This is a genomic window from Comamonas trifloxystrobinivorans, from assembly GCF_043359985.1.
Lineage (GTDB): Bacteria > Pseudomonadota > Gammaproteobacteria > Burkholderiales > Burkholderiaceae_C > Comamonas > Comamonas trifloxystrobinivorans.
In genome coordinates this window covers 166,920-181,115 of sequence record NZ_JBHZGV010000002.1, presented here as the reverse complement: position 1 = coordinate 181,115, position 14,196 = coordinate 166,920, and the positions used below count along the sequence as shown (strand labels likewise).

Sequence of the window (14,196 nt, the reverse complement as noted above, 5' to 3'; positions counted from 1 at the left end):
GCTCAGGCTTTGGCGCCTGCCAGTGCCAAAATGAAATGCCAGTGCGCCGCATCCACGGGCGTGATCGACAAGCGGTTGCCCTTTTGCAGCACGCGCATTTCGGCCAGCTCCGGGTATTGGCGCAGGGTGGCCACGCCAATCGGGGCGATCTTGCGCAGCGCTTGCACATCGAGCAACAACCAGCGCGGTTTGTCGCGGCTGGACTTTGGGTCGTAGTACTTGGAAGCTGGGTCGAACTGGCTCTCATCGGTGCGCAGATTTCCGGCAATACGCGCAATGCCATAAATGCCAGGCTCGGCGCAGCTGGAATGCCAATACAGCACACCATCGCCCACTTGCATGTCATCGCGCATGAAATTGCGCGCCTGGTAATTGCGCACGCCGTCCCAAGGTACGGTCTGCTGCGGCGCGGCCAAGGCGTGGTCTATGGAGCACTCTTCGGGCTCGTTCTTCATCAGCCAGAAGCGGGGCGACGGGGTGGTGCTGGAAGTCATGGTTTTGCAGGGCAGCAGAGTTTAGCGGGGCATGCCGGTTGGCAGATCGGCTGCCGCTGACTCTATCTCAGAAAGGCCGGTATCTGATGCAACCGCAGCGCTGGCAGAATGCGCGCTGGCAGTGGCGCCCGCACTCAAAGCCATGCCGCCGCCCATGCCCATGCCGCCACCTGCACCGCCACCACCCTTGCCAGCGCCGCCTGCATTACCGCCTGCGTTGTTGGTGCGCTTGCTGCCACCGCCGCCGCTCCCAGCCACACGTTGCGGCCCTTGGTCGGGGATGGTGACGCTGGCGGGAATGGCCTGCAGATCGAGTGCCTCGCGGATAAAACTGCGCAGCGACACCACCAGCGCGCCCGTGTGCACCGGGCGGCCGGCCACCATGTCTTGCGCAGCCTGGGCGGCGAGCGCCACTTGCTCTTCGGTGCCCAGCAAAATCACATCGGACAAAGCCGCTTCCACCGCATCGCGTATGCGGCGGCGGCGCTCGGTCTGGGTTTTCAGCGCTTCCCAGTCTTGTGGCTCGCCAACAGCCTGCTCGCGCATCTGCTTGAGGTGGCTGGGATCTACTGCCAGCTCGCCGGTGAATGAGCTGCCCAAGGTTTTATAAGCTGCAATCAGGGTTTTGAGGCGCTCATTGATCTGCCGGTTTTCTCGCTCGCGCTTGCGCTGCAGGGTCTGCATGAACACCAGGCGGATGCCCAGCATCAGCAAGGTGGCCAGCAGCAGGCCGAGCAGGGTGGAAAGCAGCGATTGCCAGGAGCTGAAATCTAGTGCATTGCGCATGGGTGCTTGCCCGGCAAAAGCAGGGCTGAAGAAAAACATTTGCGCGAGCCAGCAGCTTCGCGCTACAGCAAAAAAATTCTCTGCATAGTACAATAGAGAGCTTTGTAAACCATCGCATTTAGGACTACGGCAGCAGAAGGCGTGCAAACAGCTCCCTCTGACTGCTTTTTTTGGGGGCGCTTTTCCTGTGCCAGCGTGCGCGGGCCGCTCCCAAAACAGGCCGTAATCCCTTCCACAGTGTTGCACTGCGGCCTGCATGGAAGCAACAACGCAGCGAAGACAGGCGCTGCACTGCACAACCCGGACAAGGATTTACCGACTTTTATGGCTAAAGAAGAACTGATCGAGATGCAAGGATCTGTGACCGAAGTGTTGCCCGACTCGCGCTTTCGCGTGACGCTGGACAACGGCCACGAACTGATTGCATACACCGGCGGCAAAATGCGCAAGCACCACATCCGCATTCTGGCCGGTGACAAGGTATCGCTGGAAATGTCGCCCTACGACCTGAGCAAGGGCCGCATCACTTTCCGTCATCTGCCCGGCCGCGGCCCGGCGCCTTCGAGCCACTAAATAGCGCGCGTGCGACGGACCAGGCAGTGGTCCGAAGTGCGCAGGTGGCAAACCAGGGCTGCAAAGCTTGCTGCAAAAATTATGGCAAGTTTGCCAAAAGCAGCAAAAACTCTGGTTACAATAACACCCATGTCGGAGCGTAGCGCAGTCTGGTAGCGCATCTGCTTTGGGAGCAGAGGGTCGCGAGTTCGAATCCCGCCGCTCCGACCACTATTGATGAACCCGCTGCAAGCAATTGCAGCGGGTTTTTTCAAGTCCGAAATTATTTAATCCGGGTATAAATAAAATTCTGATCTTGCTGTTTTTCAGAGGATTACAATAACGGCTTGTCGGAGCGTGGCGCAGCCTGGTAGCGCATCTGCTTCGGGTGCAGAGGGTCGCGAGTTCGAATCCCGCCGCTCCGACCATTATTATCAAGGCCTTAGCTGTTTTGCAGCTAAGGCCTTTTGCTTTTGGAGAATGCGGCGGTGTGGGCGAAAAACGCAAAAACCCCGAAGCAATCAAGCATTCGGGGTTTCGGCGGGCCTTCCAGGAGGGAGTGGTACCGAACTCCACCTCTCGTACTTAGCAGCTTTTGCAAGCCGCCATTGACGCTGCACAACCTGGCCAGCACTGCCTGTCTGGGACACGGTACGCAAATTGTACTTGCAGGTGTCGCTGGCGGCCATTGCCTCTGCTTGCGTAAACCCGCCGAGTCTAGAGTCGCCAAGCTTGGTTAGACTTGCGGCATGCAACTTTACGATTTGATGATTACCGCGCTGCGCGATCACTGGAAAGCCCACGATAACGTCCAACCGCAGCATTTTCAGCTGACGCAGATGGCGCTCGATGAGTTCAACGCCACGCGCAAGTTGGTCACCGACACCATGAACTTCCGCCTGCCTGCGGGCTGGGAAGCGGAGTTCATGGGTGTTCGGCTTTTGGTGGGTGATAACAATGCCTTGGTTGCCCAGGATGGCACGATAGTGGCCTTGGGTTGAGCCGTCGTTTCAGCCTTGAGTAGCAAAAAGGAGAGCGCGTACCGTGTTTGCCTGGGTACTGTGGTTTGCGCTCGATAGCGCGTTCACCTATTGGGTGGTATGCCGAGGTGGTGCCGACTGGCTGGAGGGCTGGCGTTCGGTAGCCTTGGTGAGCTGGTTTGCCGCCAACTGGGACGCCGAGCAGATTCGGCTGTACATGTTGCTGCTGTGGATCTGCCACGCCGTCTGGTTTGTGTTGGGCTTGTTCGTGCCCAGTTTGCGGGCCTGAGCGGGCCACTTTTGCAGTTTCTTTTGCCAAATTGCGCGCTTTGCCAAAGCGCCTCTAAATTCTGGTTATAATTTCAGCTTGTCGGAGCGTAGCGCAGTCTGGTAGCGCATCTGCTTTGGGAGCAGAGGGTCGCGAGTTCGAATCCCGCCGCTCCGACCATTATTGAAACCCGTTGCAAGCAATTGCAGCGGGTTTTTCTATTTGCGGCGTGCCGGTCAGCGCGCAGCCAGCCGCCCGCTATAGTGCTGTGTGTTGCCTGGTGCAGGCGCTTTTCTGAAACACACAGTGCGCAAACCATCTCCCGCCACCACTCACCAGCCTTTCAACGGACGCCTGGATCGCCTGGATGCTTTGCGCGGCCTGGCCATGGTGTGGATGACGGTCTTTCACTTTTGTTTTGACCTGAGCTATCTGCGGCTGTGGCAGCAGGATTTTTACCGCGATCCCTTTTGGCTGTGGCAGCGCACCGCCATCGTCAGCCTGTTTTTGCTGTGTGCCGGCATGGGGCAGGCGGCGGCTTTGGCTCAAGCTGTGCCATGGCGGCGCTTTTTACGGCGCTGGTCTCTGGTGGCGGGTTGCGCCTTGCTTGTCAGTGTTGGTTCGTACTTTGTTTTTCCGCAAAGCTACATCTACTTTGGTGTGTTGCACGGCATGGCATTGATGCTGCTTTTGCTGCGCGGTTTGCGGCGGGCGCCCACCTGGTTGCTGCTGGTGTTGGCTGCGGCTTGCCTGGCTTTGCCGCACGCTTACCGCTTGCTGGTCGGTGATGGCGGCGGTGCGCTGGCTGCCGCCCTCAATAGCCGCGCAGGATCGGTGCTGGGCTTGGTAACCCAGAAGCCGCGCACCGAAGACTATGTGCCGTTGCTGCCGTGGTTGGGTGTGATGCTGATCGGGCTGGTGGCTGGACGTTATTGGCTAAGCTCACAAAGCAATGGTGGCAGCTGGTGGCAGCGGTCAGTGCAGTCTCGCGCCGGCCGCCTTTTGGCCTGGCTGGGGCGCCACAGCTTGCCGTACTACATGTTGCACCAGCTGGTGTTGCTGGGTGCCTTGATGCTGATGTTGCAAGTGCTGCGCGCTTAGGCTTTCTTCGTTTCTTCTTCATCGTCCAGCAAGCGCGCTGCCTTGTTGGCCAGCGGCGCTTCGGCTCTGAAGTAGCCCAGTACCGTGGCAGCGCTTTGGTGGCCGGTCATTGCCATGGTGTCGGCCAAGGCCATGTTTTGTCGACCAGCCTCGGTCACAAAGCCTGAGCGCAGCGAGTGCGCTGAAAAATTGCCGTCGATGCCGGCCAGAGCGCAACGCTCTTTGACGATGTTGTTTACCGACAGGGCGGTCAGCGCCGCATCACCAACCCGGCCATTTTTGTAGATGCGCCGAAATATCGGGCCTTGCGTAATACCTGCGGCTTGCAACCACTGCGCCAACGCTGCACCAGCAACGCCGACCACTGGCTTCAAATTTTCTGGACGATCGAGCCCCGATTGGTTGGTTTTGGACAGGCGCAAGTCGTACAAAAACTGTTCTTCGCCCAACTCCTGCAGCCATTCTATGCGCGCCTCCGCCACTTCGGAGCGCCGCCTGCCGCCGCTGGACCAGGCAAACAGCAGCAAGGCGCGGTCGCGCAGACCTTTCAGGCTGCCATCGCAGGTGGCCAGCAATTGCTCCAGCGGAGCACGTGTCAGCGCGGCTTTTTTCTGCACCAATTGGCCGCGCTTGGCATAGGCCTTGCGCAGATGCGAGAGTGCCTCGCGCACTTCAGGGCTTTGGCAGGGGTTGGGCAGGGCATTGCGGCTGTGTGCTTTGGAGAGCACGGCAATGCGGTGAACCAAGGTGGAGTGCGCGAGCGCGCCAGGTTTGCCCTTGAAGCCCAGCTGCACCAACTGCGCATCAATCTCCGCAGGCAGTTCGTGCACCAGGCCAGCTTCGCCTTTTCGTGCGCCATGGTCGGCCACGAACTGCAGCGCAGCGCTGGCGGAGACGGGCAGGGCGATTGCTTGGCCAAAGCGCAACCAATACCAGGCCGCCCAATAACGCAGCGCGCCTTGGTAGCTGGCGGTGGTGTTGGGCGATTCGGCCTCCAGCCGCAAGGCATTCAGCGCTGCCTGCGCGCCCTCAGACAACAGATCGGGCTGCAGCGCTGGCGTTGGCAAGCTGCTGAGAGCAGGAAGCATTGGCTGCAGGCCGCTGTCAGGTGGATTGTGTGATTTCATATTGATTGAATATTACATCTAATGTATGATGTATTACACGATTAAAAATATAACTTTCGATAAGAACCTCTTATCGATAGTAATCTAGATAGTGAGTCTAAAAATGGAAAATTTGCGTAGCAACCGCGCCGTACAGCGCGAGGATGTCTGGGCTGCCGCCGATGCGCTGCTGCTGGAGGGCAAACGCCCCACCATCGAGCGTGTGCGCCAGACCATTGGCCGCGGCTCGCCCAATACCGTCAGCCCCATGCTCGAAGAGTGGTTTGCCACCTTGGGGCCGCGTATGGCTCAGCTCAAAGCCAGTGGCGGCGTGGTGATTGCAGCCAGCGATGACAGCAGCCAGCAAGCAGGGCAGGGCGCTGCCGCCATTCCGCCAGCGCTGGCCAAAGCCATGCAAGCGGTGTGGCAGGGCGCTTTGGAGCAAGCCCAGCAAGCTGCACAAGCGCAATTGGCCAGCGAGCGCGAACAGCTGGCGGCTGAGCAAGCCCAACAGGCAGAAGCTCAGCAAGCTTTAGAACAAGCCGAGGCGCTGATGGAGCAACAACGCGCATCGCTGGAGCAAGCCTTGGCCGTAGCACACGCGCAGATCAAGATGCAAAGCGCGCGTTTGGCCGACCTGGAGCAGGCGGGCCGGCAAAAAGACCAGTTTTCCGCCCAGCAGCAACAGCGCCTGCAAGCTTTGGAACAAGAGCTTTTTGCCACGCGCAAAGCCCGTGATGAAGCAGACAAGCAGCACGCAGAGCAAATGCGTGAGCAGCAAATGGCCGCTCAGGCGCAACAGCACCGCGCTCTGCAAGAAGTAGACCGGGCGCGCCAAGAGGTCAAGCAGTGGATGGCCGCCCAGCGCACTGAACAGGAAAAGCTCGCCAAGCTGGAAGGCGAATGGCAGGCAGAGCGCCGAAGCATGCAAGTGCAGCTGGAAGAGGGCACGCAGCAATTGAACCAGGTGCAAACGGATGCGGCCCAGCTGCGCCAAAGCATGCTGATGGCCGCTGAACAACATGCACAAAGACTGGCGCTGAATGAGCAGCAGCACAGCGCACAAATGGCGCAGTTGCAATGGCAAATAGACCAGTTGCAAGAGCGTCTGCATGCGGCTGCGACGCCATCGCAGGCAGTGGGCGAGCAGAACGCCCAGCGCCTTGCGCCGCCCGCGCGTGCCCAGACTCCAGCCCGGGCGGGCCGCAGCCCCGCCCAAATGGCCAGGGCGGCGCTTCAACGCGGAGCCGCTCTATCGCGAGCCAAACGTTAGACGGCTTACTGGGTGGTTTGGGCAGGCCGCTAGCAGTTGGCAGCCGGCGGCTGCGGACGCTTTTAAAACAACAGTAGTTCGTAGGAGGCCGCCTCAATATGGCGTGTTCAAGGCCGAATCCGCTTTGTAGGACACGCGCCGCCTGTTTCAGCACTCATTAAAAATAGCTGGATTCTATTGATGAAAATATATCGAAAGATAAAGGACTTAATGCACTGACTTGAACTGATGCGGTGCCCAAAAAATAAGATTTATAAATTTATAGATATTGCGGTGAGGGCGGCTGTGAGCCCAGCACCTTGGTGGCGGGGTGTATGTATATCGATGCCACATCGCTACTATTTGCATAGTGGTAACCAACCGGATTCAGGCCTTGCTCGCAGCTCCCGCCTGAGAAGGTTAGCCCCGTTGGGTGAGGCGGTGTCGAAGTCATTCATTCACCCAAAAACAGAGCAAGGCTGCAGGGCCTGTATTTAAAAACTTCAACGCCATCTCACCACCATGCACCTCAAATCCCTATTCGGAGCGGCTCGCCAAGTTTCATTGGCGCTTGCTACATTCGCAGCCAGTTGTAGCACTTTTGCTGCGCCAGTTTGCAACGGCGATATCTACCTGTCCCAAAGCGGAACGCAGGAAAACACCTTTTTGTTGCGCAACTCGGGCACGCCGGTCAATTTTGTGACGCAAGGGCAGGCAAGCCACGTCTACAACGCCTTGGCTTTTCACCCCACCAACGGGCTGTACGGCATTGTGACTTTCAGCACGGAATTGCTGAAGATCGACGAGACGACGGGCGCATCCACCTCTTTGGGCCCGGTCTCCGGCTTGCCAACCACGATTGTCGGCGGCACCGCGACAGCCAACTACAACGCTGCTACTTTTGGCACTGACGGCGTGTACTACGTGAAGGAGTCCAACAACAACACCGCCTTATACGCCATTGACACCAGCGTCAGCCCCGCTGTCGCCACGCCCATAACACTCTCGCAGGCTATTAATATTTCGGATATGGGCTGGGTAGGTGACCGCCTGTATTCCTATGGCGACAATGGTCAGCTTTACTCCATCGAAGTGCCCAGCGGCACGGTGACCCTCATCGGTTCGCCCCCTGCGGGCACTATTCCACGGTTTGGCTCGCAGTTCTCCGGCACGAACGGGCTGTTCGGTATCGACAACAATGGCACTGGTTTTTACAAGATCGATCTGACTACCGGCGCCCTGACGCTGATCTCGTCTGCCCCTGGCTCTTCCAATAACGACGGCGCCAGCTGCCCCACGGCAGAAGTGCTCAGCATCGCGCCGCCCAAGGCCGATCTGAGCATCAGCAAGGACGACAACCAGAGTACCTTCACGCCGGGCACCGATGTGGTCTACACCATCATTGCCAGCAATGCCGGGCCCAATGACGCCACTGGTGCCAAGGTCAGCGATGCTTTGCCCGCTGGCATCACCGTGGCAAGCTGGACATGCGCCGCAGATACCGGTTCGGCTTGCACGGCCAGCGGCACCGGCGCCATCAATGACGCGGCAGTGAACTTGCCCGCAGTAACCGGCCGCGTTACCTATACGCTGACTTTGACGGTGCCGAGCGATTTCACCGGTAATTTGGTCAACACCGCCAAGATTGCACCGCCCAACGGCATTGTGGACCCCGATACCACCAACAACTCGGCAACCGATACCGATACCGCCGCACCCATTGCCGACATGCAAGCCACCAGCACTACCTTGCCCACCACGGTGGAAGCCGGGCAGACGGTGACAGGCACCATCACCTGTACCAATGCCGGCCCCAGCGTAGCAGCGGCTGCCACTTGCGCCATCCCTGGTTTGCCTGCTGGTGCAACCACGGTCTGCGTGCCCACATCGCCCACGAGCACACCGCTGGCGGTGGGGGCAAAAATGGAATGCACCGTGAGCTATGTGGCACCTGGCAGCGGCCCGGTCAAGGCCACCATCACGGCAGGCAGCAGCACGCCTGATTCGAACCCCAACAACAATACCTTGCCGTATGAAGCGGTGGTAACGCCCGTGGCCGACATGCAAGCCACCGGCACCACGTTGCCAAGCACGGTAACGGCTGGCCAAACGGTAACCGGCACCATCACCTGCACCAATGCTGGCCCCAGCGCGGCCGCCGATGCGACCTGCGCAATCCCAGGTTTGCCCGCAGGCGCCACCACGGTTTGCAACCCAGCCTCGCCAACCGCAACGCCGCTTGGCGCTAATACCAGCATGACTTGCAACGTCAGCTATACGGCACCCAGCAGCGGCACGGTCACGGGCACCATCACCGCTGGCTCCAGCACCAAAGATGCCGTGCCAACCAACAACACCAAGCCCTACAGTGCAACGATGACTGAGTCTGCCGACATGCAAGCCACCGGCACCACTTTGCCAAGCACGGTAACGGCTGGCCAAACGGTAACGGGCACCATCACCTGCACCAATGCCGGCCCGAGCGCAGCCGCTAACGCCACCTGCGCTATCCCAGGCTTGCCCGCAGGCGCTACTACGGTTTGCACGCCAACTTCGCCCACCAGCACACCGCTGGCCCAAGGCGGCAAGCTGGTGTGCGAGGTGAGCTACGTGGCACCAGCCAGCGGCACGGTCACTGCCACCATCACCGCAGGCAGCACTACGGCCGATTCCAACCCCAACAACAACACCTTGCCCTATACCGCCAGCCAGGCTGTGGCCCCCGTGCCAGCGCCCGTACCGACGCTGGGCCAATGGGCGCTAGCCTTGATGGCCTTGCTGATGGCTGGTTTTGCCGCGCTGCGTATGCGCAAGCAGTAAATGCTGAGCTGGCCGCCCGAACGGTGGCCAAAGCTGAACCGATAAAAGCGCTGTACACAAGCTGTACAGCGCTTTTTTATGGGCCGTTAGCGGATCGGAGCATTGCCCGGCTCAGCCGCCCGAGCTGGCATCCACCCGGGCCAAGGCATCAGCCACGGTGTTTTTATGGCGCGGAATCCATTGCACGCGCACCGCGTCAAAACCGGCGAGCAATTGCCGAGCGCTGTCATACAGCTGGCATAAACGCTCGATACGCTTGGGCGCAGGCTGGCTCAGTTGCTCGGCAAGGATGCTGTTGTCGGTGTGCAGCAGCACTTGGCGAGCGCCCAGTTGTTGCAGCCACTGCAAAGCGTAGATGGCAGCGCGGGCTTCGGCTTCGTTGTTGCAGCCGGTGCCGGGCAGCGCTTGCTGAAAAGTGTGGTGACCGCCATCGGGCGCGTGCGCAATGCCACCTATGGACATGCGGCCGGGGTTGGGCAGGGCGCTGCCGTCTATATGGACAGTCCACCATTCGCTGCTGTTATGCATGGAGCCCAGCATAACGCGACTTTGCGCCAACGCGCAGCGAGGTGTTTGCGCGCTGTTTGGCCCGCAGGGCAAAGCGGCTTGCATGGCGGTGTCGTGACAATGTCACCGAATCGTCATCGCTGCGCCATGAACGCGTCACACAACATTCAGATACTTCGTCCCGTTCTCTCCAACACTCAACGGACAAGGTAAAGAATGCAAAACTGGATGAAGCTCGTCGCTGCCGCAGCAGCCATGGTGGCCGCAGGCGCGGCCTTTGCGCAGAAGACCGAACTGACGGTCTACACCGCGCTGGAGATCGACCAGCTCAAGGCTTACGAAGCCGCTTTCAACAAGGCCAACCCGGACGTGGCGATCAAGTGGGTGCGCGATTCCACCGGCGTCATCACCGCCAAGCTGCTGGCTGAAAAATCCAATCCCAAGGCCGATGTGGTGATGGGCGTGGCCGCCTCCAGCCTGGCCATTTTCGACAAGAACGACATGCTGCAAGGCTACCCACCCAAGGGCCTGGAAGCAGTGACCGCCAAGTACCGCGACAGCAAGAACCCGCCGCACTGGGTGGGCATGGACGTGTTTGGCGCCACCATCTGCTTCAACACGGTGGAGGCCAAAAAGCGCAACATCCCCACGCCCACCAGCTGGCAAGACCTGACCAAGCCCGAGTTCAAGGGCCAGGTCGTCATGCCCAACCCGGCCTCCAGCGGCACCGGCTATTTTGATGTGGCCGCCTGGCTGCAGCTGTTTGGCGACGACAACGGCCAAGGCGGCGGTTGGAAGTACATGGACGCGCTGCACGAGAACATTGCGCAATACACGCACTCGGGCTCCAAGCCTTGCAATATGGCAGCGCAGGGCGAATACGTGGCCGGCATCTCTTTCGAGTACCGCGGCCACGTGAACAAGGCCAAGGGCGCGCCGATTGATCTGGTCTTCCCCAAAGAAGGCCTGGGCTGGGATCTCGAAGGTGTTGCCATCTACAAAGGCAGCAAGAACCTGGATGCCGCCAAAAAGCTGGTGGACTGGGCGGTAAGCAAAGACGCCATGCAGCTGTACGGCAAGAACTTTGCCGTGACGGCGGTGCCTGGCATGGCGCAAAAGCTGGAAAACATTCCGGCCGATTACGAATCGAGCTTGATCCCGCTGGATTTCAACAAGATGGCCGATGCCCGTGAGCGCGTGCTGGGCGAGTGGACCAAGCGCTACGACGCCAAGAGCGAAGCCAAGAAGTAAGCCAGCCGAGACCGATGCAGATGACCGTGAACCCCACCGTACAAGAGGGCGCAGTGACCGCGCCCATGCCCGTGCGCGATACCTCGTACGCCTTTGAACCGCTGGCTGGCAAGAAAGCCGAGGAGGGCGCGCCTTACCTCGACATTCGCCACCTGCACAAGCGCTACGGCGGCTTCACGGCGCTGCAATCGGTCAATCTGCAGATCCGGCGCGGCGAGCTGGTGTGTTTTCTGGGCCCTTCGGGCTGCGGCAAAACCACCTTGCTGAGAGCCATTGCCGGCCTGGAAGCGCAGACCAGCGGCGAGATCTGGCAAGACGGCAAAAACGTCTCCGAACTGCCTGCCGCGCAGCGCGACTACGGCATTGTTTTCCAGTCGTACGCGCTGTTTCCCAACCTGACGGTGGCCGACAACGTGGGCTACGGCCTGGTCAGCCAAAAGCAGCCCAAACACCTGGTTTCGCAAAAAGTGCACAGCCTGCTGGAGACCGTGGGTCTGAGCGGCTCGGGCACCAAGTACCCGGCTCAGCTCTCGGGCGGCCAACAACAGCGCGTGGCATTGGCACGCGCGCTGGCCATGTCGCCGGGCTTGCTGCTGCTGGACGAGCCGCTCTCCGCATTGGATGCCACGGTGCGCGTGCACCTGCGCAACGAGATCCGCGCTTTGCAGCAGCGCCTGTATGTGACGACCATCATGGTCACGCACGACCAGGAAGAAGCCATGGCCATTGCCGACCGTGTGGTGGTCATGAACCACGGCGTGGTTGAGCAAGTGGGCACGCCCATGGAGATTTACCAGGCGCCCTCCACACCGTTTGTGGCCGAATTTATCGGCAAAGCCAACAAGTTGCAGGCCATTGCGGCCGGCGACAGCGGCATCACACTCGGCGGCCACCGCCTGTTCTGCCCTCAAGCGCCGCACCTGAGCAAAGGCCAGGCGCTCGATGTTTACCTGCGCCCCGAAGACTGCGTGGTGCACAGCTGCACCGCCATGCCGCCCGCCAACCCGGCGCCCAGCACGACGGGCGCGCCGGTGTGGACGGCCACGGTAGAGCATGTGGAATTTCTGGGCTCTCTCTGCATCGCGCATGTCGATGTGCAGCGCCTGCCGGAGAAGCGCTTGCAGCTGCAGCTCTCGCCCGCGCAGTGGGCGCAGCTCGACATGCAACCGGGCCGCTGGCTGCAGTTCTCGGCCAACGCTGCGCAGCTGAAGATTTTCCCGCAGAAATATTGACTGCCAAGGCGCCACACAGTGCGCCAACCAAACGGGCCGCAGAGCCCGTTTTTACCAAATACCTGCCTTTTCTCGCGCAGCCCGCTGCGCCTCTGATATGACGTCACCTTCCATCACGGCTCCTGCCGGCAATGCTTCGCGCAGCGCCCGCATTCGCACCGCGCCGGCAGACCGCATAGCCCACATCGCTTTGCTGGGCATGACTCTGCTGCTGATTGTTGGCCTGCTCGGCCCCTTGGCTGCCTTGCTGAGCCATGCTTTTGCGCCAGGCCAGAATGGCGAAGCCGGTTTTGCGCGTTTTATCGCCTATTTCCGCTCACCCGCCTTGCTCGGCAGTTTGTGGAACAGCGTCTGGGTGTCGCTGCTGGTCACAACCATCGTCATTCCGCTCGCCTTCGGTTTTGCCTACGCCATCACGCGCTCGGGCATTCGTGCCAAAGGCGTGCTGCGCAGCATCAGCTTGTTGCCGCTGCTGGCACCTTCGCTGCTCTCGGCCATCTCGCTGATCTATTGGTTTGGCAACCAGGGCTTGCTCAAAGGCGTGGTGCAGGCCCTGGGTTTTGACAGTATTTATGGCGCGCCCGGCATTGTGCTGGCCCAGTGCTTTGCCACTTTTCCGCACGCACTGATGATCCTGATCACCGCCTTGGCCATTGGCGACCAGCGCTTGTATGAGGCCGCAACAGCCTTGGGTGCGAGCCGCACGCGCCAGTTCTTCACGGTCACTTTGCCTTCGGCACGCTACGGCGTGGTGTCTGCCGCGCTGGTGGTTTTCACGCTGGTGATCACCGATTTCGGCATCCCTAAAGTGATTGGCGGCAACTTCAACATGCTGGCCACCGATGTGTTCAAACTGGTGATCGGCCAGCAAGATTTTCAGCGCGGCGCCGTAGTGGCCTTGTTGCTGCTCTTGCCCGCTGTGCTGACGTATCTGATTGACCGCCAGGTGCAGAAAAAGCAGACCTCGGTACTGACCGCCCGCGCTGTGGTGCTGCAACCCAGCCAACACGCCAGCACCGACCGCCTTTGCGCCTTGCTGTGCTGGGGCCTGGCCGCCATGATGCTGGCCATGTTTGGCATGGCCATCTTTGCTTCGCTGGTGCAGTTCTGGCCGTACCAGCTGGGCCTGACCCTGTCGCACTACACCAGCGGCCTGGTGGATGCGGGCGTGGACACCGCCATTTTCAACAGCCTGACCATGGCCGTGAGCAGCGCGATTGTCGGCCCGATCGTGGTTTTTGTGGGTGCCTATCTGCTGGAGAAAACCAAGGGCATGGACGCCGTGCGCCCCGTGCTGCGCGTGCTCGCCATGGTGCCGATGGCCGTGCCCGGCCTGGTGCTGGGCCTGGGCTACATCTTCTTCTTCAACGCACCGGCCAACCCGCTGAATTTTCTGTACCAGACCATGCCGCTGATGGTGCTGTGCACGGTGATGCACTACTTCACCACCGGCCACATGACCTTGGTGACCGCGCTCAAGTCGATTGACGGCGAGTTCGAGGCTGTCAGTGCCTCGCTGAAAGTGCCTTTCTACCGCACCTTGCTCAGCGTCACCTTGCCGATGTGCCTGCCGGCGCTGCTGGAAGTGTCGCGCTACTTCTTTGTGGCGGCGATGACGACGATCTCGGCTGTGGTCTTTTTGTACTCGCCCGACACGCGCCTGGGTGCAGTCGCCATCTTGAACCTGGACGAAGCCGGCGACATGGCCGCCGCCGCCGCCATGGCCGTGATGATCGCCGCCATCAGCTGTGTCGTGACCGTGCTCTACCAGTTGCTGGGCTGGTGGCTGAACCAGCGCACGCAGGCCTGGCGCAAGCGTTGATTTTTCTGAAAACTGAATGTGATAG

At 60.3% G+C, this 14,196-nt stretch carries 13 protein-coding genes and 3 tRNA genes; 12 read left to right on the top strand and 4 right to left on the bottom strand.

Translation table 11 applies throughout. The features are described 5' to 3' along the window. Window positions 1-2: 2 nt before the first annotated feature. Both ACFIQF_RS02530 and ACFIQF_RS02525 read right to left on the bottom strand, forming a co-directional pair. Window positions 3-494, bottom strand: a complete 492-nt coding sequence (locus ACFIQF_RS02530) for an EVE domain-containing protein (protein ID WP_393939763.1) — start codon at window positions 492-494, stop codon at window positions 3-5. Between the two features lie 21 nt (window positions 495-515). Then, window positions 516-1,280 carry a hypothetical protein gene (locus ACFIQF_RS02525; RefSeq protein WP_393939761.1) on the bottom strand — a complete coding sequence of 255 codons (765 nt, stop codon included), beginning with the start codon at window positions 1,278-1,280 and terminating at the stop codon, window positions 516-518. A 324-nt stretch (window positions 1,281-1,604) separates the two neighbouring features. On the opposite strand from ACFIQF_RS02525, the gene infA reads away from it, so the two are divergent. The 7 genes from infA (at window position 1,605) to ACFIQF_RS02490 (ending at window position 4,181) form a co-directional block, all read left to right on the top strand. Continuing rightward, window positions 1,605-1,853, top strand: a complete 249-nt coding sequence (gene infA, locus ACFIQF_RS02520) for a translation initiation factor IF-1 (protein WP_393939760.1) — start codon at window positions 1,605-1,607, stop codon at window positions 1,851-1,853. Window positions 1,854-1,986: 133 nt separating this feature from the next. After that, a tRNA-Pro gene (locus ACFIQF_RS02515) sits at window positions 1,987-2,063 on the top strand. A 120-nt stretch (window positions 2,064-2,183) separates the two neighbouring features. Beyond that, window positions 2,184-2,260: transfer RNA gene (locus ACFIQF_RS02510), tRNA-Pro, on the top strand. Window positions 2,261-2,581: 321 nt separating this feature from the next. Beyond that, complete coding sequence (locus ACFIQF_RS02505; protein WP_393939758.1) at window positions 2,582-2,833, top strand: hypothetical protein; 252 nt, start codon at window positions 2,582-2,584, stop codon at window positions 2,831-2,833. A gap of 43 nt (window positions 2,834-2,876) precedes the next feature. Continuing rightward, window positions 2,877-3,101, top strand: a complete 225-nt coding sequence (locus tag ACFIQF_RS02500) for a hypothetical protein (protein ID WP_393939757.1) — start codon at window positions 2,877-2,879, stop codon at window positions 3,099-3,101. Between the two features lie 82 nt (window positions 3,102-3,183). Continuing rightward, window positions 3,184-3,260, top strand: a tRNA-Pro gene (locus ACFIQF_RS02495). A gap of 126 nt (window positions 3,261-3,386) precedes the next feature. Beyond that, on the top strand, window positions 3,387-4,181 hold the full coding sequence (locus tag ACFIQF_RS02490) for an acetyltransferase domain-containing protein (protein ID WP_393939755.1): 795 nt from the start codon (window positions 3,387-3,389) through the stop codon (window positions 4,179-4,181). On the opposite strand, the gene ACFIQF_RS02485 is transcribed toward ACFIQF_RS02490, so the two are convergent. After that, window positions 4,178-5,269 (bottom strand): site-specific integrase, encoded by a 1,092-nt coding sequence (locus ACFIQF_RS02485; protein WP_393939754.1) that lies wholly within the window; start codon window positions 5,267-5,269, stop codon window positions 4,178-4,180. The genes ACFIQF_RS02490 and ACFIQF_RS02485 overlap by 4 nt on opposite strands. 142 nt (window positions 5,270-5,411) lie before the next feature. On the opposite strand from ACFIQF_RS02485, the gene ACFIQF_RS02480 reads away from it, so the two are divergent. Next, complete coding sequence (locus ACFIQF_RS02480) at window positions 5,412-6,560, top strand: DNA-binding protein (protein WP_393939753.1); 1,149 nt, start codon at window positions 5,412-5,414, stop codon at window positions 6,558-6,560. 501 nt (window positions 6,561-7,061) lie between these two features. Beyond that, window positions 7,062-9,359 (top strand): IPTL-CTERM sorting domain-containing protein, encoded by a 2,298-nt coding sequence (locus ACFIQF_RS02475; protein ID WP_393939752.1) that lies wholly within the window; start codon window positions 7,062-7,064, stop codon window positions 9,357-9,359. Between the two features lie 111 nt (window positions 9,360-9,470). On the opposite strand, the gene ACFIQF_RS02470 is transcribed toward ACFIQF_RS02475, so the two are convergent. After that, window positions 9,471-9,887 carry a ribonuclease HI family protein gene (locus ACFIQF_RS02470; protein ID WP_393939750.1) on the bottom strand — a complete coding sequence of 139 codons (417 nt, stop codon included), beginning with the start codon at window positions 9,885-9,887 and terminating at the stop codon, window positions 9,471-9,473. Between the two features lie 207 nt (window positions 9,888-10,094). Between ACFIQF_RS02470 and ACFIQF_RS02465 the strand changes: the two genes are divergently transcribed. The 3 genes from ACFIQF_RS02465 to ACFIQF_RS02455 all read left to right on the top strand — a co-directional run bounded on the left by ACFIQF_RS02465 (window position 10,095) and on the right by ACFIQF_RS02455 (window position 14,171). Then, window positions 10,095-11,117, top strand: coding sequence for a putative 2-aminoethylphosphonate ABC transporter substrate-binding protein (locus ACFIQF_RS02465; RefSeq protein ID WP_393939749.1), 1,023 nt, complete (start codon window positions 10,095-10,097; stop codon window positions 11,115-11,117). A 65-nt stretch (window positions 11,118-11,182) separates the two neighbouring features. Then, complete coding sequence (locus ACFIQF_RS02460) at window positions 11,183-12,349, top strand: putative 2-aminoethylphosphonate ABC transporter ATP-binding protein (RefSeq protein ID WP_431193939.1); 1,167 nt, start codon at window positions 11,183-11,185, stop codon at window positions 12,347-12,349. 97 nt (window positions 12,350-12,446) lie between these two features. Continuing rightward, a complete protein-coding gene (locus tag ACFIQF_RS02455; RefSeq protein ID WP_393939746.1) occupies window positions 12,447-14,171 on the top strand; it encodes a putative 2-aminoethylphosphonate ABC transporter permease subunit in 1,725 nt (574 codons plus the stop codon). Window positions 14,172-14,196 lie beyond the last annotated feature (25 nt).

What these genes read in the sequence shown, in the direction of transcription:
- ACFIQF_RS02465 (WP_393939749.1), top strand. Translation starts at nt 10,095, where the DNA reads ATGAAGCTCGTCGCTGCCGCAGCAGCCATGGTGGCCGCAGGCGCGGCC.
- ACFIQF_RS02530 (WP_393939763.1), bottom strand. Translation starts at nt 494, where the DNA reads ATGACTTCCAGCACCACCCCGTCGCCCCGCTTCTGGCTGATGAAGAAC.
- ACFIQF_RS02480 (WP_393939753.1), top strand. Translation starts at nt 5,412, where the DNA reads ATGGAAAATTTGCGTAGCAACCGCGCCGTACAGCGCGAGGATGTCTGG.
- ACFIQF_RS02455 (WP_393939746.1), top strand. Translation starts at nt 12,447, where the DNA reads ATGACGTCACCTTCCATCACGGCTCCTGCCGGCAATGCTTCGCGCAGC.
- ACFIQF_RS02525 (WP_393939761.1), bottom strand. Translation starts at nt 1,280, where the DNA reads ATGCGCAATGCACTAGATTTCAGCTCCTGGCAATCGCTGCTTTCCACC.
- ACFIQF_RS02475 (WP_393939752.1), top strand. Translation starts at nt 7,062, where the DNA reads ATGCACCTCAAATCCCTATTCGGAGCGGCTCGCCAAGTTTCATTGGCG.
- infA (WP_393939760.1), top strand. Translation starts at nt 1,605, where the DNA reads ATGGCTAAAGAAGAACTGATCGAGATGCAAGGATCTGTGACCGAAGTG.
- ACFIQF_RS02485 (WP_393939754.1), bottom strand. Translation starts at nt 5,269, where the DNA reads ATGCTTCCTGCTCTCAGCAGCTTGCCAACGCCAGCGCTGCAGCCCGAT.
- ACFIQF_RS02505 (WP_393939758.1), top strand. Translation starts at nt 2,582, where the DNA reads ATGCAACTTTACGATTTGATGATTACCGCGCTGCGCGATCACTGGAAA.
- ACFIQF_RS02460 (WP_431193939.1), top strand. Translation starts at nt 11,183, where the DNA reads ATGCCCGTGCGCGATACCTCGTACGCCTTTGAACCGCTGGCTGGCAAG.
- ACFIQF_RS02470 (WP_393939750.1), bottom strand. Translation starts at nt 9,887, where the DNA reads ATGCATAACAGCAGCGAATGGTGGACTGTCCATATAGACGGCAGCGCC.